Below are 23,087 nucleotides of genomic sequence, written 5' to 3'. Positions count from 1 at the left end.
ACACATGCATCAAACGAACCTGTTGATTGGCGGCGCGCCGCGTGCCGCGTCGAACGGCAAGACCTTCGAGCGCATCAACCCCGCGACGGGCGCGGTGGCCACCCGCGCCGCGGCGGCCACCGTCGAGGATGCCGATGCGGCCGTCGCCGCCGCGGCGCGCGCGTTCCCGGCATGGGCCGCGCTCACGCCCACGGAACGCCGCAAACGTCTGCTGGCCGCCGCCGAGCGCATGGACGCGCGCACGGCCGAGTTCATTGCGATCGGCGCGGCGGAAACGGGCGCGATGGCGAACTGGTACGGCTTTAATGTGATGCTCGCGGCCAACATGCTGCGCGAAGCCGCCGCGATGACGACGCAGATCGACGGCGCGGTGATTCCCTCCGACGTGCCGGGCAGCCTCGCGATGGCCGTGCGCCAGCCGTGCGGCGTGGTGCTCGGCATCGCGCCGTGGAACGCGCCCGTGATTCTCGCAACGCGTGCGCTGGCGATGCCGCTCGCGTGCGGCAACACGGTCGTGCTGAAGGCATCGGAAGGTTGTCCGGGCGTGCATGCGCTGATCGGCGAAACGCTGAACGACGCGGGTCTGGGCGACGGCGTCGTCAACGTGCTCACGCATGCGCCGGAAGACGCGCCCGCGATCGTCGAGCGCCTGGTCGCGAATCCTGCCGTGAAGCGCGTGAATTTCACCGGTTCGACGCGTGTCGGCCGCATCGTCGCCGAGCTTTCGGCGCGTCATCTGAAGCCCGCGCTGCTCGAACTGGGCGGCAAGGCGCCGGTGCTCGTGCTCGACGACGCGGACCTCGACGCTGCCGTCGAAGGCATCGCGTTCGGCGCGTTCTTCAATCAAGGGCAGATCTGCATGTCGACCGAACGTGTGATCGTCGATCGCAAGGTTGCCGATGCGTTCGTCGAGAAGCTGGTGGCGAAAGCGCGCACGCTGAAGGCAGGCGATCCGGCACAGCCGGGCTCGATCCTCGGCACACTGGAAAGCGAGGCGGCGGCGCGGCGCATTCGCGCGCTGGTCGAAGACGCCCGCGAACAGGGTGCGAAGCTGCCGCTCGGTTGCGAGGTGAACGGCGCGATCATGCAGCCCGTAATCGTCGAGAACGTCACGCGCGCGATGAAGCTTTACGCCGACGAATCGTTCGGCCCGGTGGTGACGGTTCAGCGCGTGGACGGTGACGAAGAGGCGCTGGCGGTCGCCAACGACAGCGAGTACGGCTTGTCGGCCGCCGTGTTCAGCCGCGACGTCGCACGCGCAATGAATATCGCGAAGCGCATCGAGTCGGGCATTTGCCACATCAACGGCCCGACCGTGCACGACGAAGCGCAGATGCCGTTCGGCGGCGTGAAAGCGAGCGGGTATGGACGCTTCGGCAGCAAGGCATCGATTCCCGAGTTCACCGAACTGCGCTGGATCACGGTGCAGACAGGTCCACGGCACTACCCGATCTAAATATCGCGGTCCAAGCCGCGCGGAGCGGTCATGCTGGGCCGCGTACCGACGAAATGAAGCTGGCCCTCCGCACGCGCGAAGAGGCGGCGTAAAAGGAGACAGGTGTTGGAATCAAACCAACGCCACGCAGGCGATGGCGCGGCGGGATACCGGCGCGTCGCTATCGGTTCTGTCTCGCCGCGTATCGAGCGACGAGGCGAATGCTGGTATATCGACACGCAGGAAGCACTCGGCGCTTACCCGGAGCGCTTCACCGACCGGCTCGCCAGCGGTGCGCGTGAGCATCCGGATCGGTGGCTGGTCGCGAGGCGCGATTCGGCCGGAGAGTGGCAGGGCGTGAGCTATGCGCAGATGCTCGAGCAAGCTCGCGCGATCGGCGAGGCATTGCTGCAGCGTGGACTGAGCGCGGAGCGGCCGCTTGTCATTCTTTCGGGCAACGGCATCGAACATCTGCAGATGGCGTTGGGCGCGATGTGGGCCGGTATCCCATACGCGCCTGTTTCGCCAGCGTACTCACTGTTGTCGGGCGACTACGGCAAGCTACGCCACGTGCTCGATCTGCTCACGCCCGGCCTCGTGTTCGCCGACGACATTAGCGCCTACACGCCCGCGCTGGATTCGGTACTGGCCACCGATGTCGAACGGGTGAGCGTCGTGCCCTGCGCGGCTCCAGGCGTTACACCATTTCAGACCATGTTGAATACGGTCCCGAGTAACGTGGATAGCGCACATGCGTTGGTGAGCGGCGATACCATCGCCAAGTTCCTCTTCACCTCGGGCTCGACTCGTTTGCCCAAAGCGGTACCCACCACGCATCGGATGCTTTGCGCAAACCAGCAGATGCTGCTGCAGACTTTCCCTGAGTTCGGTATCGAACCGCCGGTGCTCGTGGACTGGCTGCCGTGGAACCACACGTTCGGTGGTAGTCACAACGTAGGCATCGCTCTTTATAACGGCGGCACGCTGTATATCGACGACGGCAAGCCGGTCGCGGGCAAGTTTGATGAGACGTTGCGCAACCTGCGCGAGATTGCGCCCACGATCTATTTCAACGTGCCAAAGGGCTGGGAAGAACTGACAGTCGCGCTGGAAACTGACCTTGCATTGCGCGAGCGCTTCTTCTCGCGAGTCAAGATGTATTTCTTTGCGGGTGCGGGCCTCTCCAAGGCCGCATGGGAGCGGCTCGAGCGTGTGACGCTCAAGTATTGCGGTGAGCGCATCCGCATTATGGCGGGCCTGGGCATGACGGAGACCGCACCGTCGTGCCTCTTCACGACCGGCCCATTTTCGGGCGCGGGCTACATCGGCTTGCCTGCACCGGGATGCCGTGCGAAAGTCGCGCCACTCGACGGCAAGCTCGAGGTGCGTTTTCGCGGGCCAAACGTCATGGGGGGGTATTGGCGCGCTTCGCCGGAGCAGGCGCGCGACGTGTTCGACGAGGAAGGCTACTATCGCACTGGAGATGCGGTGCGCTTCGTGGATCCGCAGCGGCTAGAAGTTGGACTGGCCTTCGATGGCCGTATCGCCGAGGATTTCAAGCTCGGATCGGGGACTTTCGTGAGCGTAGGGCCGATGCGCGCGCGCATCGTCAGCGAAGGCGCACCGTACGTGCAGGACGCCGTCATTACCGGCCTGAATCGTGATGACGTCGGTGCGATGATCTTCCCGCGCCTGGATGCGTGTCGCAAGCTGGCGTGCCTCGAAGAGGCGGCCAGCGTGCGCGACGTATTGAATGCTGTGCCTGTGCGTGCCTTCTTCGCGAACCTGCTCCTGCGTTTGAACGCGAGCGCGACGGGGAGCGCCACTTTCATCGCACGCATGCATCTGCTCGAGCAGCCACCGTCGCTCGATCGCGGCGAGATTACCGACAAAGGCTCGATCAACCAGCGCGCGGTTTTGCAGCATCGTGCGGCACTGGTCGAGAGGCTGCATGCGGATGATGAACAAGAGACAGACGTGATATATGCAAACAAGGAGACGACGCGCTGAGTTTGTCGTGACATGCGTCGGTGATCGAACGTTCGATTGCATAACGTGCGAGAGGAGTCATCCAGTCGGACGAGGCCGGTGGCAACGATTCCTCTCGCACAGTCAGTGGCCTAGCTGCAGGTGAAGCTGGTTGCGGAATTCACGTCTCCTCCTTTATAGCGGGCGACCTTCGGGTACGCACACAGAGGACGTGTGCGTCCGGCACCCCAGTCGGTCGGCACTTCGCTATTCGGAATCGCGTTGGTCGTGTCACGTGCCGTTGCAACGACACGGTCCGGCGCTTGCCCTTGTTCGACCCATGCCACCATCGGCGTCAGCATGTCGAATTGATCCGCCGTCGGGCCGCCGCTGCAGTGATTCATCCCCGCCACCGTATAGAGGCGCGCAAAATTGCTCGCATCTCCGCCACTGGCCGTGGACAAACGCTGATACCAGTCGGTCGTATCGTTCGACGAAAACACCGGATCGCTCGTTCCGTGATACACGATCAACTTCGCGCCCCGGTCCCTCAAGCCGCTCAAATCCGTCTCGTTTGGCGGCGTCATGAACGACCACGAAGACTCGGCATAGGCACCGCTTGCCGCAAAGATTTTCGGCGCGTCGGTGTCCATGTTGAAGTTGAGTGCGTACGCGCCGATCGAGCTGAGAATCGAAGCGCTCTGCGGCGGCGAAGTGAACACGAAGGCTGCGGCGCTCGGGTCAAGGCTGATGGAGTTGCCTTGCTTCCACTGAGCCCAGCCGGTCCCGTTGACGCCGACGTCGTACGGAAAGCTCGTATACAGCGCGCTGCCACCGCTACTTTTCGCCCCGGAGAAAATGTTTCCGACGGCTTGCTTTTGCGCCGGGGTGAGGCACGTGCCATCGCGCCCATTGCTCGAACACGTCGGCACGTCAGTCGCCAGGTTGAAGTTCGCCTGGCACGCTTTGATGTCTTGCACCATGCCGTCCGCCACACCGTCCAGCGAATCGCACTTCGCAATGATCTTCGATGCGATGAGCTGCCGCTCCGTAGTCGTCAAGCCGGTCGTGATATCGGCGATTCCCGCCGAGGTTTTCGCGGTTGCAACGGTAGCCAGTTGCTGTGCGCTCCACATCTGCCCGATGGCTGCCTTTGGCAAATGAAAGCCCGGGTCACCTGCGACGATCCCGTCGTAATCCGCGAACGACCTGGCGGCGGCCACCATCGCATGACGGCCGCCGTTCGAGCATCCTTCGAAGTAGCTGCGATCGGGCGCCTTGCCATAGGCCAGCTTGATGACCTGCTTGGCCATTGGCGTGAGGCTAGCAACGGCCTTATAACCGTAGTCGAGGCGCGCCTGGGGGTCGAGACCGAACAATGGGTTTTGCGACGCCGAATGGCCCGCATCCGAACTGATCACGGCAAAGCCCATGTTTAACGCGTTGTTCAGCGGGCCACCGCCGCTGAGCACTCCGGTTGCCTGCGTCACGTTGCCGTCGAGGCCACCATTCGCTTGATAGAAAAAGCGGCCATTCCATGCGATAGGCAGCCGCATTTCAAAACCGATCGCATAAACCTGACCGTCGACTGTGCTCGTGCGTTGATTCATTTTTCCCTGGATCACGCAATGTTCGACCACGGGTTTTCCCGCCACCTTGAGCGTTCCGGCCGGCACGTCGGCGACGGAGGTGAAAGTCGTGTTGGCAAACGTCAGTCTGGCCGCAAGCTCGGCGCAGTTCCCCGACAGCGTCGCGGGTTGCGCCGCCGAGAGGCGAGGCAACTGCGTAGCACTGGTGGAAACAGAATCGGAGCTGCCGCCGCAGGCTGCCAGCGTCGCGGATACTGCCGATACACACATCGCAATCGTTGTTCGTTTCATGTCGTCCTCTCTTAGAACATGTGTTTAATGCCGACCATCACGCCCGTTTGCCCCATGCCCGCACCCGGCGTGGTCCCGCCACCGCCGCCGCTGACCGAATAACGCGCCTTGGTGCTGTTCGCAAGATACGCAGCCTGCGCATAGACTGATGAACGTTTGCTCAGCAGATAGGTGGTGCGCAAGGTCCCCATCGTGGCGCGGGTATCGTGGTCGCTATTGATGATGCGATACACCTCTGCGTCGACGAGAACCGCAGGCGTGACCGTGTACGAAGCGCCCAGAAAGAACAGGTCCGAGCGAACGTTCGGCACAGCCGGGGATTGAGTGACCACGCGGCGGCCCAACCAACCGGCGCCGATCTTCGCACCCGCGTACTGCGCATACGCGCTCAGTTGCGTACGAGCGTCCTTGTCCGCCGCGTTGATGAGCGGCGTCGTCGCAAGACCGTCGAAGAAGTTGGCGGCTGCAGTCGACCCGCCGCGTTGTTCTTCGTACGACGCCGCAGCACCGAAATATTGCGAGTCGTACTTGAGCATGGCCGACCAGTCGCGGCACTCCGTGGTACGCCCGGGAACCGAGCCCGTACAGGTGCCTTGTCCTGGCGAGTTGCCGGTTCCCGCCGCGTCCCGACCAAACGAATAGCCCACGCCAAGCGTGAAGCCTTTGTACGAGCCAATGTAGGTGACGGAGTTGTCGGCACGTGCATTCGGAACATAGGCATCTAGCGAGCCCATGCCGTAGATGTCTGGACCGATGATGTCCGCGCCCAGAACGGCGAGATAGGTCATCGTGTACTGGCGACCGAACGCGAGCGTTCCATAAGGGCTCTTGATACCGACGAAGGCCTGACGTCCAAACAGTCTGCCGCCCTGTCCCGAACTGCCGTCACGCACGTTGAAGCCGCTTTCCAGTGTGAACACCGCGCTGTAGCCGCCGCCTAGGTCTTCGTTGCCGCGCAGCCCCCAACGTGACGGAAACTCTCCCGTAACGGCAGGCATGCGAAAGACGCTGTCGCCGTTCGCGTTGGCGTGCGAGACGTACTCGATGCCGGTGTCCACGATGCCGTACAACGTGACGCTCGATTGCGCAAGGGCCGCCGTGCTCAGCGCGTACATCGCGCCGAACATGAGGACGTGAGTCGACTTCAATTGCATGTTGGTATCTCCAGACCGGTTGTGTGTTTTTGTGAATTGAGGCTACGGCGGGTTCAGTCTGCCGCTCGGGGCCGCGCAACATCATCAGCGCGACGATTGCAGCGATGAGCGCGGCCGGGGTGCTGGCGGCGATCACCGTGGAGGCACTGCGTCTCATCGCTATTTCAAAAGTCACCGCGGATCATTGCCCGGTATATCAGGTAGCTTGATATTGAGGGCAAAATAAAGCGCGTTCGCAATGGACGCGCCTACTCGTTATGACCGCTTGCATTTGATATCAGGGATCCTGACATTGCAAGCGCGAAATATTCGGTGAATACCCCTAGTGGGTGGTGTCTCGCGGCGCTAAGGGTTTATGCGGAACTTGCGTCATGTCGCTTTACATATCAGGGTGCCTGATAATAGACTGGACGCGTGCGGCAGGTGGGAGGATCGCGATCGGCTGGTTGGTTCTGCCGGCGCGAGGCTCGCAGAGCTTGAACAAATAATGGGGAGCACCACGTGCGATCAACGCACGCAAGGACAGGCCGGTGGCGGAACGCGTGAGCACGCGCGTCTTAACCGCGCTGATCAATACCTGTCCGCCACGTATTTGAACGGATAATCTGGCTCCTGATACCCGTCCGGCTTTTGCCGTTTCGGCAGCGTGACCTTCTTGCGAGCAGGCTGCTTATACGGAATTCGCTGAAGCATGTCGCTGATGATGTTCAGTCGCGCGCGACGCTTGTCGTTTGAATTTGCGACGTACCACGAAGCGTATTCAGTGTCCGATGCCGCGAGCATCGCATCGCGGGCGCGCGAGTAGTCGTACCAGCGGCTATAGGATTTCAGGTCCATCTCGGTCAGTTTCCAGAGCTTGCGACCGTCGTTGATGCGTGCCTCGAGCCGGCGGGTCTGTTCCTCGGGGCTGACCTCGAGCCAGTATTTGAGCAGGATGACCCCAGACTCGACGATCGCACGCTCCACGAGCGGAACCGCCTTGAAGAAGCTCTGCACGTCTTTCTCGGAGCAGAAGCCCATCACGCGCTCCACGCCCGCACGGTTGTACCAGCTGCGGTCGAAAATCACGACTTCGCCCGCGGCCGGCAAGTGCGGCACATAGCGCTGCAAATACATCTGGCTTTTTTCGCGTTCGCTCGGCGCAGGCAGCGCGACCACGCGGAACACACGCGGACTGACGCGCTCGGTCATCGCCTTGATCGTGCCGCCTTTGCCCGCCCCGTCGCGCCCCTCGAAGACGATGCAGACTTTGCTTCCCGTTTGCACGACCCATTGCTGCAGCTTGACGAGCTCGACATGCAAATCGAACAGCGCCTTGCGATAGTCCTTGGAAGACAGCGTCCTGTCTTCGACGGGCTGCGCGTTTTCCGACTTTGTTCTGGCCATACTCTTCTCCCCAGCGCGGACGGTTCCAGGGTATTACGCAATGATCCATTCCCAAGGTAAGGCACGGCGTGAAGCGGGGCCATACGACCTTGGTCCAATATCGTCGGCGTAGAGCGCGCTGTATGCTGCGGGCGTCTGCTCGCGCGTGCCCGGTCTGCCTGTCGTCGCCGCATCTCATCCGAATGCCAGCAAAGCGCGCGGGTTCATCGATGCCATCGCCGCGGGAGGCCGCATGGATGCCACCGGTCTGATGAAGCAGGAAAACCTCGGCGATAGGGCGCCGGTGCTCGATGTCGTCGATCGCGTGTGCGAGTTGTGTTTCGGCCTCTTCATGGCCCTGACGTTTGTCGGCACCGTATCGGCTGTGGGCGCGGGTACTGGCGCCGGGAACAAGATGTTCTACACCGCGCTCGGCTGCAATCTTGCTTGGGGTCTCGCGGACGCGGTGATGTACCTCGTGCGTACGCTGGTGGCGCGCGGCAGGCGCGTGACGCTTGCGCACGCCGTGCGAAGCGAGCGGGATGCGGCCACGGGCATTCAAACGCTTCGCGATGCGATGGCGGAATGGCTCAAACCGTTGATCGACGATACGGAGCTCGAGTCCATCCGCGGGCGGGTTGCCGCGCGGTCCGATCTGCCGCGGCGCGCCGTGTTCGTGCGCGACGACTTCATCGGCGCGATCGGCATCTTTCTGCTCGTAGTCTGTGCGACATTCCCAGTCGCGTTGCCCTTCCTGCTGTTGGCGAACGTCCCGACTGCACTGATCGTCTCCCGCGTATTGACCATTGCGATGCTGTTCGGCAGCGGCATGGCGCTGGGCCATCACGCGGGATTTCGCGGCTGGCAAGCCGGCCTGGCGATGGCGGCCCTCGGCGTCCTGCTCACCGTGGCGATCATTGCTCTCGGCGGATGATCGATGCCGGCGGGCCCGGGTCCCATCGCTGACTTAGCGTTTCGTGCATCCACGTCGCACCCGCTGTAAGACTAAGGTCCGATTCCGCATCCGTTCCAGCGTGACATCATGTATCTGCAAGCGTTGCAGTCGTCGCCTTGGGTGGCCATGCCGCTTCATGGCAGAGAAAAAGATCGAGGCTTCCAGACATCAGTACTGGCGAATCGCATCGTAACCAGAACGGAGGTCGATAGTGAACAGACGGAACTTTGTGCACACGCTCGCGCTTTCAACCATGGCTGCGAGTCTGACTTTAGCGGGTTGCACGACGACCGGAGGAAGCGGCGAGAGTCCCACGACCGATGCCGCCAAACGGCAGCAGATCGACGCGGCCGTGAACGGTGCGCTGTCGAAACTGTTCGATACGGTGCAAGGCTCGCACGAACTCATATCGAAGGCGCAGGGCGTGCTGGTGTTTCCTTCGGTGAAGAAGGCGGCGTTCATCGTCGGTGGCGAGTACGGTGAAGGCGCCTTGCGCGTCGGAGGAGCGACGGTGGGCTATTACAGTACCGCCGCGGCTTCGTTCGGATTCCAGGCCGGTGCGCAATCGACAGCCGTGTTCTTCCTGTTCATGACGCAGGATTCGCTCACGAAATTCCGAAATTCGGCAGGCTGGTCGGTCGGCGGCGATGTCTCGGTTTCGCTCCTGAAAGTCGGGGCTAACGGTGCGATCGATACCTCGTCGGCAACCGCCCAGGTCGTCGCGATAGTCTTGACCAACACGGGCTTGATGGCTGACCTGTCGCTCGCAGGCACCAAGGTCACGCGGATGAATCTGTAGCGAACCAGGCCACGCGGCGGCATTCGATCGTCATCGTGTTTCACGCGGCGGCGCCATGCGGCGCGTCGTCGCTCTATACGGCTTGCCAAAGCATTCTTATAGGGCGCGACTCTTCCATCGCGTGTTATCGCGGCTTCGTGACAGCGATGCCGCACGACACGCTTCGCATACGCAAGGCGGACGCACAGCGGAAAATTTTTGACGGGTTCACCACGCCTCGTCTCGTATCGTCCTTCCCATCGAGTGTTCTCACGACACGCTGCGAGTCCCAGGGTGGGCTCGATTCGCGGCGACGTCGCCTTTGATTCGCACTGGTCGTCGTGTGTGCGTGTGTGTTTGGCACCGGTAGCAAAGGCAAAGCGAAAGTCGGCTGCGCCAAAAAAAGCGGTTCGCCGAAGAATAAATTCGATTCTTTTTTGGCCGACACTTGAAATTAATACGTTTGCTAACGTTCTTCTCCGCGCATGCGACGCCGGGCGCAAATTGCGGGGGAATAATTAATTGCGTAACAAACACTGTCGGTTTAACGCGAGCCGACGGGACAATGCAGAAAATTGTTTAGGAGTTTCCCGAGCGAGCGGCATAAATTGCGGTCCCCGCGCGGTAATTGATTCTGGATGGCCTATACTGAGTTCCAGCCACCAGACGTGCGAAGTACCGATTGTGAGTCGATTGGTTCGAAACCTAAGATAAAGACGTCGCAGTTGTACGGAATCCGTTCGCACTGGACCCGGAGCTGTCAATGATTAATCTGATCGTGCACGGCAGACACCTGGCTTTCGGAGTAGCGGAAATGTTCATGGCCATGTACGCACAACCGCGCCAGTCAGTCCGAAGCCGCGCTTCACCAGTCGACACTGCGCGCACCGACGGTCTTCCACTGTCCGGGCACGGCGCTTCCAGCCAGTCCTTTCCCAGGCATCACCGGTTTCAACGCCTTCGCAACCTGCTTGGCGCGTCGAGCCGACAGAATATCCGCGATACCCACGAGCCGCCGCAATCGTTGCGGACATGGCAACGTTGTGCGGTCGCGTGCGCATCGTGGTTGCGCAGCGACGGCGATCGCGGTGCGCGACGTTTGCTCGACGCTAGAACGCCGCTGCGCGAAACGCTCGAAATGCTGCCGGTCCCGATCGTCACGGTCGATCAGCGCGACCGGATCGTTTTCGCGAACGCGCGTGCGGCGCAACTGTTCGGCTATACGAGGGAAGAGCTGATCTGTGCGCCGGCCTCCCGGCTGTTTCCGATCGATGGCATCAGCGCCGACCGTTCGGAGTTCGGCGATCATGGCGCGAAAATGAGAATCCCTGGTGTCACGACCACGCAGATCCTGATCGCGCGGCGGCGCGACGGCGGCGGCTTTCACGCGGAAGCCGAAACCACGCGCTGCCGCGTGCACAATCAGGAATTGCGGATTACCGCGATATCGGATTGCAGCGTCTGCGCTGAAGTCGATGGAAATACCAGGGAACTCGCGCATCTCTCGCGCGTTTCTTCATTGGGCGAACTGGCCGGATCTCTCGCGCACGAGTTGAAGCAGCCGCTTACCGCGATCCTGTTCAACGCGCAAGCCGCGCGCAAGTTCATGGATTCGGTGTCGACCAACGCGGTGGAGCTTCGCGAAGCGCTCGAAGATATCGTTGCGGACAATTGTCGCGCGAACGACGTGCTGCAGAAGATTCGCGCGTTGGTGCGCAAAGGCGATGTCGAATTGCAGTTGCTGGACCTCGGCAACGTCGTGCGCGACATCGCGATGCTCGTGCACAGCGATGCGTCGACGCGCGGCGTGCTCACGAACTTCGACATTCCCGAGAATCTGGCGCCGATTTGCGGCGATAAGGTTCAGCTTCAGCAGGTGATCCTGAACCTGCTGCTCAACGCTTTCGACGCGGTCAAAGATTGCCCTGCCACGGAACGGATCGTCGATACGACGGTGCGTGAGGAACCGGGAGGGCTGATACGGGTAACGGTGAAGGATCGCGGGCAAGGCCTCGGCATCGACAGCATGGAGCGGATTTTCCGGCCGTTTTTCACGACCAAGCCCCAGGGGCTCGGCTTGGGCCTTTCCATCAGCCGCACGATCATCACCGCGCACCGCGGCCGGCTGTGGGCGGAAAACAACGAGGGCAAAGGGGCGTCGTTTCACGTCATGCTTCCCGTGGCGACTGATATCCGACAGGCACCGGTGCTCTGACCATCATGGACCAGACCGCCACTCGCGTATTCGTCGTCGACGACGACGGCAGCGTGCGTTGCGCGCTCGCCCGATTGCTGCGCGCCTCGGGCTACCAGGTCGAATGCTTCGAGAGTCCCGAAGCCTTTCTCGAACGAGCCGATTTGACGAGCATGCCGGCCTGCCTCGTTCTCGACCTGCAGATGCCGGGCATGACCGGACTCGAAGTGCAGCGCAAGCTCGATCAGCTTGTGCCGATCGTATTTCTGACCGGGCACGGCGACATCTGCTCGAGCGTCGACGCGATGAAGGGCGGAGCGGTCGACTTCCTGCCCAAGCCCGTGCGCGACTCGCTGTTGCTCGTCGCGGTGGATCGCGCGCTCGCTCGCGCGTGCCTCGAAAGCAGGCGACGCCACGAACGCGAGGAAATCGAAGAGCGGATGCGGCATCTCACTCGCCGCGAGCGTGAAGTCATGGAACTCGTCGTGACCGGCCGCATGAATAAACAGGTCGCGAGCGATCTGGGCGCGGCCGAAAAGACCATCAAGATTCATCGGGCCCGCGTGATGGAGAAGATGAAGGCCCGATCGATCGTCGAACTCCTGCGGCTGGTGCAAAAGGCCGGCGCTTGCAGGGCCGACGAACCATAACCGCCCGAATCGGGCGCCCACTTCCACGTTGCCCTACCACTCTGGACGGTGTCGGCCGATACCGCTAGTGGACCAAAGTCTTATATCTCATTGGGCTTTCAACCATTACGCTAGCGCATCAGTGGTCCACTTCATGGAGCGACTGCGCGCTCGTGGCGTCATATGGTCAACCCTAACCAATTCGTTGCGGTGGTCGACGATGACGAATCGGTGTGCCGAGCCATCAAGCGTTTGCTGCATTCCGAGGGAATCAGGGCGGAGACGTTCTGCAGCGGCGACGAGTTCTTGAATGCGCTAACGGCTATCCCGTCGTATCGGCCTGCCTGCGTGATTCTGGACGTCCAGATGCCGGGAAGCAACGGTCTGGAAGTCCAGCGTCAGATCGCGCAAACGGGCGTGCCCGTCATCGTGATCACCGCCTACGACGATCTCTCCGTCCGCCAGAGCGCGTTTGCGGCGGGCGCGGCCGCGTATCTGCGCAAGCCTTTCACCAGCGCGATCCTGTTCAAGGCGGTCGAGATGGCCATCGGCGGTCCGCCGGCGCCATGAGGGTGCGTCATCGCACCGGACGATATGAGACCAAGGTCCGATTGTCGCCGCTTCTTCGGGCCACCAGACTGAACTCAGCCACGGCGTCGAACCGAACGCAGACTGCGCTGCACTGCACGCGGGACCGAACGGTGCGCGGTGCGTGCATGCGTCGGCGTGCGCCAGGCGCTGCGCGCGGTGCGGCGATGTTCAAGGATGAAAGCGGGAGCGCACGTGATGAAATCAAGCTCGGTTTGTCTCGCGATTCTTCTCAGCACCGTTGCGTTGCGGGTGGGCGCGGCGGACTTCGACGGCAGCAAGCGGCTGGTCTGCGCGACGATCGACGCGCACGCCTGCGATCCGGGCATCGCCTGCGCGCGCTCGTTGCCTGCGGACCTCGGCCTGCCGAAGTTCCTGACTCTCGACTTCGACAAACGCGTCGTCGAGGGTCCCGCGCGCACGACGCCGATGCTCTCGGTCAACAAGGACGCGGATCAGGTGCTCGTCCTTGGCAATGAGATGGGCTTTGGCTGGACGCTGGTCGTCGATTCGGCGGACGGTGAGATGACGCTGACGATCGCGAACAGAAACGACGCCTTCGTGCTGTTCGGCAATTGCACGACCTTATGATCAGGCGGAGTGCGCGATGAAAACCGTCCCCGTGTCCCTGGCCTCGCCGCGGCCGGATTCTCGCGGCGCTGTTACGTTGCTCGCCGTCGTCGCGGCGCTGGTGCTGCTCACGCTGCTGGCGTCGTGCAAGAAACCTGCTCCGGCGCCGGTCGCCGCCACGCCGGAAGTGACCGTGATGACGGTCACGCAACAGGACACGCCGGTCGACTTCGAATTCACCGCGCAAACGCAGAGTTCGCGTGAAGTCGAGATCCGCTCGCGGGTGGACGGCTTCCTCGACAAGCGCATGTACACCGAAGGCGCGGTGGTCAAGACGGGACAAACGATGTTCCAGATGGACCGCAAGCCGTTCGAGGCCGCGCTTCAGACCGCGAAGGGCCAACTGGCGCAGCAGCAGGCGCGCCTCGAAGTCGCCAAGGCCAATCTCGCGCGCGTGGAGCCGCTGGCGGCGCAGAACGCGTTGAGCAAGAAAGATCTCGACGATGCGCTCGGCAACGAGAAGCAAAGCGCCGCCGCGGTGATCGCCGCCCAGGGGGAAGTCGACACGGCGCTGCTGAACCTCGGCTACACGACGATCAAGTCGCCGCTGAACGGCCTGTCGAGTTTCGCGCGTCAGCAGGATGGCAGCTACGTGACGGCGACCTCGAACGGTTTGCTGACCTTCGTGTACCAGCTTGATCCGATGTGGGTGAACTTCAGCATCTCCGAGAACGAGATGCTGAAGTATCGGGACGACATTGCGGCAGGACATCTCCGATTTCCTGCGCACAACGATTTCACGGTGCATCTGATTCTCGCCGATGGCTCGGCCTATGCCGAGCAAGGCCAGATCGACTTCGCGAATCCGGCGTTCAATACGGAAACGGGAACCTTCCTCGTGCGCGCGGCCTTCGAAAACCCGAAGGGCACGCTGCGCCCCGGCCAGTTCGTGCGGGCCCGCGTTTCCGGCGCGATCCGGCCCAACGCGACGCTCGTGCCGCAGCGCGCGGTGTTGCAGGGCGCGAAGAGCCACTTCGTGTGGGTCGTCGATAGCGACTCGAAGGCGCATCAGCGTGTCGTCGAGGTCGGCGACTGGCAGGGCGATAACTGGTTCGTTTCGGACGGACTCAAGGCGGGCGAGCGCATCGTCGTGGACGGTGCGCAGCGCGTTACCGCGGATTCACGGCTGAAAATCATCAAATCCGTGGCGGCCGTGGCGACGGCTGCATCGCAAGGCGCCGCGGCAGCGCCCGCCGCCGAGTGACGGGGCAGCCGCCATGAACATTTCGCGCTACTGCATCGATCGGCCGATTTTCGCGTCGGTCATTTCGATCGTCATCACGCTCGGCGGCGCATTGGCGATGTTCTCGCTGCCGATCGCGCAATACCCCGACATCACGCCGCCGCAAATCACGGTGACCGCGACCTATCCGGGCGCCAGCGCCGAGGTCGTCGCGAACAACGTCGCTGCGCCGATCGAGCAGCAGGTCAATGGCGCGGACAACATGATCTACATGAACTCGTCCAGTTCGTCGACCGGCAGTATGACGCTCAACGTGTACTTCCAGATCGGCACGAACCCCGAACTGGCCCAGGTCGACGTGCAGAACCGCGTGAATCTGGCGCTGCCGCAACTGCCGCAATCGGTACAGGCGCAGGGCATTCAGGTACAGAAAAAGTCGCAGGCGTTCATGATGGTGATCGCGATCTATTCGCCCGCCAACCGCTACGATTCGACGTATATCGCGAACTTTACGAACATCTATGTGCTTGACGCGATCAAGCGGATTCCGGGCGCGAACCAGTCGAGTATCTTCGGCAATCCGGACTACGCGATGCGGATCTGGCTGAAGCCCGACCGGATGGCCCAGCTGGGCGTGACGGCCGCCGACGTGCAACGGGTCGTCGCGAACCAGAACCAGCAGTTCGCGGTGGGCAGTATCGGACAGTCGCCGACCAGCGGAGCGGTCCAGCAATCGTTCGCGGTCACGACCACGGGGCGCCTCGCCGAGCCTTCGCAGTTCGACAACATCATCGTGCGCGCCGCGAGCGGCGGCGCGGCGATCGTGCGGCTCAAGGACATCGGCCGCGCCGAGCTCGGCCAGAAAGACTACTCGATTCGCAGCCGCTTCCAGGGCAAGCCGGCCACCGTGCTCGCGGTGTATCAGCAGCCGGGCGCCAATGCGCTCGACGTGGCAAAGCAGGTGCGCGCGACACTCGCGGAGCTGAAGAAGTCGTTTCCGGAAGGCATGAGCTACGAAATCGCGATGGACACGACCGAGTTCACGCGCGCGTCGATCTCGGACGTGATCCATACGTTCTTCGAAGCGCTGGTGCTCGTCGTGATCGTCGTGTTCGTATTCCTGCAAAGCCTTCGCGCGACGCTGATTCCGATCATCGCGGTGCCGGTGTCGATCGTCGGCACCTGCATGTTCATGCTGCCGCTGGGCTTTTCGATCAACATGCTGACCTTGTTCGGCATGGTGCTCGCGATCGGTATCGTCGTCGATGATGCGATCGTCGTGATCGAGAACGTTGAACGCAACATAACGGTGCACAAGCTCTCGCCGAAAGCGGCCTCGAAACAGGCGATGGACGAAGTCGCCGGGCCAGTCGTGGCGATCGTGCTGGTGTTGTGCGCGGTGTTCGTGCCGGTCGCGTTTCTCGGCGGCATCACCGGTCAGATGTACAAGCAGTTCGCGATCACGATTGCGATTTCGGTGGTGCTGTCCGGCATCGTCGCACTGACCTTGTCACCGGCGCTCGCCGCATTGCTGCTGAAAAGCGCGCACCACGAGAAGAAGGGTTTTTTCCGCTGGTTCGACAATCAGTTCGCCCGCATGACGTCGGGCTATTCACGCGCGGTCAAGCTCATCATCAAGCGCTTTGTCATGGGGCTCGTGTTCTTCGCGGCGATGATCGTGCTGGCGGTGCTGATGATGCGCTCGATTCCGTCGGCGTTCCTGCCGCCTGAAGACCAGGGTTATCTGCTCGGCGCGGTCATCATGCCGGATGCGGCTAGCCTCGACCGCACCGGCCAGGTGTCGCAAGTCATCACTGACTATTTCATGAAACAGGAGGCGGTTGGCAGCATCACCACGGTCGATGGTTTCAGCCTGCTCGACAGCCAGAACAAGAACAATGCCGGCACCTTCTTCGTCGGTCTGAAGAGCTTCGACGAACGCTATACGCGCGCCAACCGCGCGACGCAGAACGCGCGCGCGGTGCTGCTCGACGCGTATCGCCACTTCGCGAACGTGCAGGAGGGCATTATTCTGCCGGTCAACCCGCCGTCTATTCCGGGGCTCGGCACGACAGGCGGCACGGAGGTGTGGCTTCAGAGCAAGGGGGATGCTTCCATCGCACAGCTCGCGGGCGTGGCCGACCAGTTCGTGCAGAAAGCGCGGGCGCGCAAGGAGCTGACCGGCGTCACGATGACGTTCAATGCGTCGTCGCGGCAACTGCTGGTCGACGTGGATCGCGACAAGTCGGAGACGCTCGGCGTGCCGGTCGAAGACGTCTATAGCGCGATGCAGACGATGTTCGGTTCGCTGTACGTATCGCAGTTCAATCGTTCGAGCCGGCTGTGGCAGGTGATTCTGCAGGCCGAGCCGTCGTATCGGCTGAAGCCCACCGACCTCGATCAGATCTTCGTGCGCAGCAGGAACGGCACGATGGTGCCGATCAAGTCGGTGGCGAGCTACCGCTTTGTGACGGGCCCGGACCTCGTCACGCGATTTAATAATTTCCCGGCTATCAAGGTCACGGCGAATGCCGCGCCGGGCTACAGCTCCGGACAGGTGATCGCGACGCTGGAACAGATCGCCGCGCAAATGCCGGAAGGCTACGACGTCGCGTGGAGCGGCGAGGCATTCGAGGAACGACAGTCGGGCGGCACATCCGGGCTCGTCTTCGTGTTCGGTCTCGTGATGGTGTTCCTGATCCTCGCCGCGCAGTACGAGAAGTGGACGCTGCCGTTCGGCGTGCTGATGGCGGTGCCGTTCGCGCTATTCGGCGCGCTGCTCGCGATCATGCTGCGCGGCCTGTCCAACGACGTTTACTTCCAGATCGGACTGACGATGCTGGTCGCGCTCGCCGCGAAGAACGCGATCCTGATCTTCGAATTCGCGGTGCTCAATCGCGAAACGGGCGCATCGGTATTCGACGCGACGATGACCGCGGCGGAAGAGCGGCTGCGGCCGATCGTGATGACCTCGCTCGCGTTCATTCTCGGTTGCGTGCCGCTCGCGATTGCCACGGGCGCGTCGGCCAACAGCCGCCATTCGATCGGCACCGGTGTGATCGGCGGGATGCTGGGCGCGACGGCGATCGCCGTATTCTTCATCCCGATGTTCTATTACCTGCTGGAGTCGATGTCCTCGCGCGCGAGCGGCGGCAAAAAGCCGAAACCGGACGTGCAGGCCAGCGGCGGCGTAGGACCCGAACCCACCACGTTGGCCGGGCCCGGCGCGTCGAGCGAGGCACCGTCCGCGCCACGGGAAGGTGAATGACATGCAAGCGACGGCTCCGGCGCGATTGCTCGCATCCATCATGCTGCTCGGGCTCAGCGGGTGCCTGCTCGGGCCCAACTACGTGCGCCCCGTGGTGGACGTGCCAGCCACCTATCGCTTCGCGCAGGGCGAGGCCGCGGGCATCGCCAACGCCGCCTGGTGGGAGCAGTTTCAGGACCCGGTGCTCGATCAGCTGATCGCCGCCGCGCTGCAGGACAATCGCGACGTGAAGGTCGCGGCCGCGCGGGTCGACGAGTTTCGGGGGCAGTTCGTGACCACGCGTTCCGCGCTGTTCCCACAACTCTCGGCGGGCGCCGACGCGTCGCGTCAACGCATCTCGCAGAACGAAGGCGTGCCGCTGCCCAGAGGCGTGAGCCCCATCTACAACCAGTTCGACGCGTCGCTGTCGGTGGCCTGGGAGATCGATCTGTTCGGCAAGGTGCGCCGGGAAACCGAGGCGGCGCGCGCGAATCTGCTCGCGAGCGAAGAGGGCCGCCGCGCCACGATTCTGACACTGGTCGGCTCGGTTGCTTCGGGCTACATCAATCTGCGCAGTCTGGACCGGCAGCTCGACATCGCGAAGGAGACCGTGGACAGCCGCGCGGAATCGGTGCGCGTTTTCGAGGCCCGCTTCCGCGGCGGCGAGGTCTCGCAGATGGAGCTCGCGCAGAGCCAGTCGGAGTATGAAGCCGCCCGGGTCACGGTGCCGCAGATCGAAGCGCAGATCGCCCAGCAGGAAGACGCGCTGTCGGTATTGATCGGCCAGAATCCCGGCGCGATTCTGCGCGGCCGTGAACTGGCGCAGATGGGCGCGCCGCAGATTCCCGAGGGGCTGCCGTCCGATCTGCTCGAACGCCGTCCCGACCTGCTGGAGGCCGAGCAGGCGCTGGTCGCGCAAAACGCGCTGATCGGCGCGGCACGTGCGCTGTACTTCCCGTCCATCTCGCTCACGGGGCTGTTCGGGTCGGTCAGCACGCAGTTCTCGAACCTGTTCACCGGGCCCGCGCGGGTCTGGTCGTTCGCCGGCAGCATCGTGCAGCCGATCTTCACGGCGGGCAACATCACCGGCCAGGTGCACCAGGCCGAAGCGCGCCAGCAGCAAGCGCTGTACTCGTACGAAAAGTCGATCCAGGTGGCCTTCCAGGAGGTCGAGGACGCGCTGGTGTCGGTGCAGAAGACGCACCAGGCACTCGATGCGCAAAACCTCCAGGTCGAGGCGCTGCACACTTACGCGCACCTCGCGCGGCAGCGTTACGAAGGCGGCTATACGAGTTACATCGAAGTGCTCGATGCGGAGCGGAGTCTGTTCAACGCGCAACTCAGCTATACGCAAACCCAGGGCGCGGTGCTGATCGCGTTCGTCACGCTCTACAAGGCGATGGGCGGCGGCTGGGTGCTCGAGGCGGAAAAACGCACGGTGCCGCCGCCCGCGGAGCAAACGACGCCGGCGATGGCGCCGGTCTCGCAGAACACGCCCGCGCCGGCCGGACTTTCGGCCGCAGTGGAGGCGAGATGAAGCGCAACGAGCTCATCGCCTGCGAAGAGTGCGACCTGCTTCAGCTCGGCGCGCCGCCCGCCGCCGGCGGTGCGTTACGCTGCCGGCGTTGCCGCGCGGAGCTCAGACGAGGGCGCTCGAACGGACCCGAGCGTGCGCTTGCCTTCACGTGCGCGTCCGCGGTGCTGCTCGTGATCTCGAACCTGTTTCCGATCGTCGGTCTGTCGCTGAACGGCCATATCGTGCAGGCCACCCTCGCGGGTTCGGTGCGCTTGCTGTATCTCCACGGCACGTGGCCGCTCGCGGTACTGGTCGGCCTGACGACGATCGTCACGCCCGTGGTGCAGACAGTGGCGATGCTCTGGCTGCTGCTGCCGCTGCACTTCGGGCGCGTGCCGTGGCGCGCGCCCGAGGGCTTTCGTCTGTTTCAGCTCGCACGGCCCTGGGGCATGACCGAGGTGCTGATCCTCGGCCTGCTGGTCGCGCTCGTCAAGCTCGCGCATATCGCGAAGGTGGTGCCGGGCACCGCGCTGTGGTCGTTCATCGCGCTGATGCTGCTGCTCGCGGCCGCGTCGGCGACGTTCGATCCGCGCGAGGTGTGGGCGCGCATCACCGAGAGAGGCGGCGCCCGAGCATTTCGATTGCCGCCGCTGCGCTTGCGCCGCAACGCCATGACCGCGTCCGCTTACGGACTGGTGCTATGCGAAGAATGCGGTCTGCTGCTCAAGCAGCCCGGCGGCGCTGGCAGGCATGTCTGTCCGCGCTGCAAGGCGCCGTTGCATCAGCGCAAGCCCGCCAGCCTGTCGCGGACGTGGGCGTATCTGATCGCCGCGATGGTGCTCTACATTCCGGCGAACGTGCTGCCCGTGATGGACACCAGTTCGCTGTTCGGCACGCAGAAGGACACGATCATGAGCGGCGTGGTCTATCTGTGGGTATCGGGCTCCTGGCCGCTTGCGCTGCTCGTGTTCATCGCGAGCATCGCCGTGCCGATGCTGAAGATTCTCGGCCTCGTGTATCTCGCGGTGTCGACGCAGTTTCGTTCGCAATGGCTGCCGGGTCAGCGCGCGCGGATCTATCGCGTGATCGAGCTGGTCGGGCGATGGTCGATGCTCGATATCTATGTGATCACGATGCTGGTCGCGCTGGTGCAGTTTCAGGCGCTGGCGACGATCAAGGCCGGGCCGGCGGCGATCGCGTTCGGCGCGGTCGTCGTGCTGACGCTGCTCGCGGCGATGTCGTTCGATCCGCGCCTGATGTGGGACGCTTTGGAGGCAAACCGTGTCCACTCCGAATGAAGATCCCGATCTGCCAGCCGCGGAGCCGGTGCCGCGCTCGCGCTGGCGAATGCAAGTCGTCTGGCTGGTGCCGATCGTCGCGGTACTGATTGGCGGTTGGCTGGCGGTGAAGGCCGTGATGGAGCGCGGCGAGCAGATCAGCATCAGCTTCAAGACGGGGGAGGGCCTCGAAGCGGGCAAGACGAAGCTCAAGTTCAAGGACGTCGATATCGGCGTGGTCGAAGCCGTCTCGCTGGCGCCGGACCACAAGCGCGTCGTGGCCAAGGCCGAGGTGACGCGCGATGTGTCGGAACTGCTTGTCGACAACACGCGCTTCTGGGTCGTGCGCCCGCGCATTTCGGGAGGTACGGTCTCGGGGCTAGGCACGCTGCTGTCTGGCTCGTATATCGACGTCGACTTCGGCGATTCGCAGAAGGCGGGCCGCACTTTCGTCGGCCTCGAGGCGCCGCCCGTGATCGCGAGCGACGTGCCGGGGCACGCGTACACGTTGCACGGAATTGGGCTCGGCTCGCTCGACGTGGGGACGCCCGTGTTTTTCCGCCGAATTCAGGTGGGCCAGGTCGCGTCGTACCAGTTGGACCCGGACGGCCGTGGCGTCACCGTGAAGGTCTTCATCAATGAACCGTACGACCGCTTCGTGAGATCCGACACGCGCTTCTGGCACGCCAGCGGTGTCGACATGGCGTTCGACAGCAGCGGCTTGCGCGTCGAAACTCAGTCGATCGTATCGATCATCATCGGCGGGGTGGCGTTCGAGTCGCCGCCCGACTCGCGGGTCGAGACGAGCGCCGATAGCAGCACCCCGTTCCAGCTGTACGACACGCGCGCCGACGCGATGAAGCTGCGCGATCGCATCGCCGACAAATACGTCGTGAATTTCACGGATTCCGTGCGCGGTCTGACGGTTGGCGCGCCGGTCGATTTTCGCGGCGTCGTGATCGGCGAAGTGACGGCGATCTATACGCGCTTCGATCCGGCCAACCGCCGTTTCAGCATTCCCGTCGAGATCAATATCTATCCGGAGCGCTTCACGTCGCGCTATCAGAACGACGGTGCCGGCGGACGCATCACGCGCGACCCGCGCGGGCTCGCGAACTACCTGGTCGGGCACGGCTTCCGCTTCCAGTTGAGAAGCGGCAATCTGTTGACCGGACAGCAGTATCTCGCGCTGGACTATTTCCCCGACGCGCCGAATGCGTCGATCGACTGGAGCAAGACGCCGCCCGAAATGCCTGCGACTCCGCGCACGCTGCAATCGCTGCAGGACTCGGTCACGCGTCTGCTCGCCAAAATCAACAACGTACCGTTCGAGGACATCGGCAACGACGCGCGCTCGACGCTGCGTACGACCAACGCGATGCTCGGGCAGCTCAACACGCAGGTCATGCCGAAAGCGCGCGACACGCTGCTGTCCGCGCAATCCACGCTCGACTCCGCGAATGCCGCGCTGCAGCCCGACTCGTCGCTACAGCAATCGACGGAAGACGCGATGCGTGAATTGACGCGCACCGCGGCCTCGCTGCGCACGCTGGCCGATTATCTGTCGCGGCATCCGGAATCGCTCGTGCGCGGCAAGTCGGAGGATAAGAAGCCATGAGATATACGGCCTGTCTGATTCTCGCGCTCGTCGGCGCTTTGCTCGGCGCCTGCAAGTCGCCGACGACCAACTTCTACACGCTGAGCCCCGACGGGTCGCTGACCAGCACCGGCGCGAGCCGGCCCATCGCGGTGGTGATCGGTCCGATCACGATACCCGACGTGGTGGACCGGCCGCAGATCGTCACGCGGATCGGCAACAACGAGGTCGAGCTCAACGAATTCGAACGCTGGGCGCAGCCGCTGAACGGCGGCATCGGCCGCGCGATCGCGGCCGACCTCGGCGCGCTGCTGAATTCGCAGCGGATTTCGGTGTTCGATGCGGTACACGATCCTGCCGTCGTCTGGCGCGTGCGGATCGACGTGATGCGCTTCGAGTCCGTGCCGGGGCGCGACGTCACGGTCGACGTGCTATGGGCCGTGCGCCCGCCAGGCAACGGCCGTGCCGTCACCGGCCGCTCGGTCGCGCGCGAGAACGTGTCCGGTCCCGGCTTCGAGCCGGTCATCGCTGCGCATGATCGCGCGCTCGCCTCGGTGAGCCGCGATATCGCCGCCGCGGTGCAGGCGAGCCCGGCGCAATGACGGGTCGCGCTATGCATAAGACCTTGGTCCGATTGCCAGAAGCCGGGGCTCACTCCACGATTCGATCGATGCACGGCGCGCGCCCTGGC

17 protein-coding genes are annotated in these 23,087 nt (G+C 63.3%); 14 read left to right on the top strand and 3 right to left on the bottom strand.

Features of this window, described 5'->3' with window-relative positions; translation table 11 throughout:
* The first annotated feature begins 4 nt into the window (after positions 1 to 4).
* Positions 5 to 1,456, top strand: coding sequence for an aldehyde dehydrogenase (locus BJG93_RS26985; protein ID WP_027195142.1), 1,452 nt, complete (start codon positions 5 to 7; stop codon positions 1,454 to 1,456).
* Positions 1,457 to 1,561: 105 nt separating this feature from the next.
* Positions 1,562 to 3,445, top strand: a complete 1,884-nt coding sequence (locus BJG93_RS26980; protein WP_027195141.1) for a feruloyl-CoA synthase — start codon at positions 1,562 to 1,564, stop codon at positions 3,443 to 3,445.
* A 110-nt stretch (positions 3,446 to 3,555) separates the two neighbouring features.
* On the opposite strand, the gene BJG93_RS26975 is transcribed toward BJG93_RS26980, so the two are convergent.
* From BJG93_RS26975 to ppk2, 3 genes are all read right to left on the bottom strand, one after another.
* Positions 3,556 to 5,283: a tannase/feruloyl esterase family alpha/beta hydrolase gene (locus BJG93_RS26975; RefSeq protein ID WP_027195140.1), complete on the bottom strand. Its 1,728-nt coding sequence runs from the start codon at positions 5,281 to 5,283 to the stop codon at positions 3,556 to 3,558.
* 11 nt (positions 5,284 to 5,294) lie between these two features.
* The gene (locus BJG93_RS26970; RefSeq protein ID WP_027195139.1) at positions 5,295 to 6,437 is read right to left on the bottom strand and encodes a porin; all 1,143 of its coding nucleotides are present in this window, start codon (positions 6,435 to 6,437) and stop codon (positions 5,295 to 5,297) included.
* Positions 6,438 to 7,007: 570 nt separating this feature from the next.
* Positions 7,008 to 7,823 carry a polyphosphate kinase 2 gene (gene ppk2, locus BJG93_RS26965; RefSeq protein WP_027195138.1) on the bottom strand — a complete coding sequence of 272 codons (816 nt, stop codon included), beginning with the start codon at positions 7,821 to 7,823 and terminating at the stop codon, positions 7,008 to 7,010.
* Positions 7,824 to 8,055: 232 nt separating this feature from the next.
* Between ppk2 and BJG93_RS26960 the strand changes: the two genes are divergently transcribed.
* From BJG93_RS26960 to BJG93_RS26905, 12 genes are all read left to right on the top strand, one after another.
* On the top strand, positions 8,056 to 8,736 hold the full coding sequence (locus tag BJG93_RS26960; RefSeq protein ID WP_027195137.1) for a hypothetical protein: 681 nt from the start codon (positions 8,056 to 8,058) through the stop codon (positions 8,734 to 8,736).
* 232 nt (positions 8,737 to 8,968) lie between these two features.
* On the top strand, positions 8,969 to 9,556 hold the full coding sequence (locus BJG93_RS26955) for a BPSL1445 family SYLF domain-containing lipoprotein (RefSeq protein WP_027195136.1): 588 nt from the start codon (positions 8,969 to 8,971) through the stop codon (positions 9,554 to 9,556).
* Positions 9,557 to 10,634: 1,078 nt separating this feature from the next.
* The gene (locus tag BJG93_RS26950; protein ID WP_231337526.1) at positions 10,635 to 11,750 is read left to right on the top strand and encodes a PAS domain-containing sensor histidine kinase; all 1,116 of its coding nucleotides are present in this window, start codon (positions 10,635 to 10,637) and stop codon (positions 11,748 to 11,750) included.
* Positions 11,751 to 11,755: 5 nt separating this feature from the next.
* On the top strand, positions 11,756 to 12,379 hold the full coding sequence (locus BJG93_RS26945) for a response regulator transcription factor (protein ID WP_027195134.1): 624 nt from the start codon (positions 11,756 to 11,758) through the stop codon (positions 12,377 to 12,379).
* 162 nt (positions 12,380 to 12,541) lie between these two features.
* On the top strand, positions 12,542 to 12,928 hold the full coding sequence (locus tag BJG93_RS26940) for a response regulator transcription factor (protein WP_027195133.1): 387 nt from the start codon (positions 12,542 to 12,544) through the stop codon (positions 12,926 to 12,928).
* A gap of 216 nt (positions 12,929 to 13,144) precedes the next feature.
* The gene (locus BJG93_RS26935; RefSeq protein ID WP_027195132.1) at positions 13,145 to 13,537 is read left to right on the top strand and encodes a hypothetical protein; all 393 of its coding nucleotides are present in this window, start codon (positions 13,145 to 13,147) and stop codon (positions 13,535 to 13,537) included.
* 16 nt (positions 13,538 to 13,553) lie between these two features.
* Complete coding sequence (locus BJG93_RS26930; RefSeq protein WP_027195131.1) at positions 13,554 to 14,780, top strand: efflux RND transporter periplasmic adaptor subunit; 1,227 nt, start codon at positions 13,554 to 13,556, stop codon at positions 14,778 to 14,780.
* Between the two features lie 13 nt (positions 14,781 to 14,793).
* Complete coding sequence (locus tag BJG93_RS26925; RefSeq protein WP_027195130.1) at positions 14,794 to 18,027, top strand: efflux RND transporter permease subunit; 3,234 nt, start codon at positions 14,794 to 14,796, stop codon at positions 18,025 to 18,027.
* A 1-nt stretch (position 18,028) separates the two neighbouring features.
* Entirely contained in the window at positions 18,029 to 19,543 is a 1,515-nt protein-coding gene (locus tag BJG93_RS26920) for an efflux transporter outer membrane subunit (RefSeq protein ID WP_027195129.1), read from the top strand.
* Complete coding sequence (locus BJG93_RS26915) at positions 19,540 to 20,820, top strand: paraquat-inducible protein A (RefSeq protein WP_027195128.1); 1,281 nt, start codon at positions 19,540 to 19,542, stop codon at positions 20,818 to 20,820. The genes BJG93_RS26920 and BJG93_RS26915 overlap by 4 nt, the downstream gene beginning before the upstream one ends.
* Positions 20,804 to 22,417 (top strand): PqiB family protein, encoded by a 1,614-nt coding sequence (locus BJG93_RS26910; protein ID WP_027195127.1) that lies wholly within the window; start codon positions 20,804 to 20,806, stop codon positions 22,415 to 22,417. Before BJG93_RS26915 ends, BJG93_RS26910 begins: the two co-directional genes overlap by 17 nt.
* Positions 22,414 to 22,998 carry a PqiC family protein gene (locus BJG93_RS26905; protein WP_027195126.1) on the top strand — a complete coding sequence of 195 codons (585 nt, stop codon included), beginning with the start codon at positions 22,414 to 22,416 and terminating at the stop codon, positions 22,996 to 22,998. The genes BJG93_RS26910 and BJG93_RS26905 overlap by 4 nt, the downstream gene beginning before the upstream one ends.
* Positions 22,999 to 23,087: the final 89 nt, after the last annotated feature.

It is taken from the genome of Paraburkholderia sprentiae WSM5005, assembly GCF_001865575.2.
GTDB classification, from domain to species: Bacteria; Pseudomonadota; Gammaproteobacteria; order Burkholderiales; family Burkholderiaceae; genus Paraburkholderia; species Paraburkholderia sprentiae.
The sequence above is the reverse complement of the archived record's forward strand: the minus strand, read 5'-3'. Positions and strand labels throughout refer to the sequence as shown.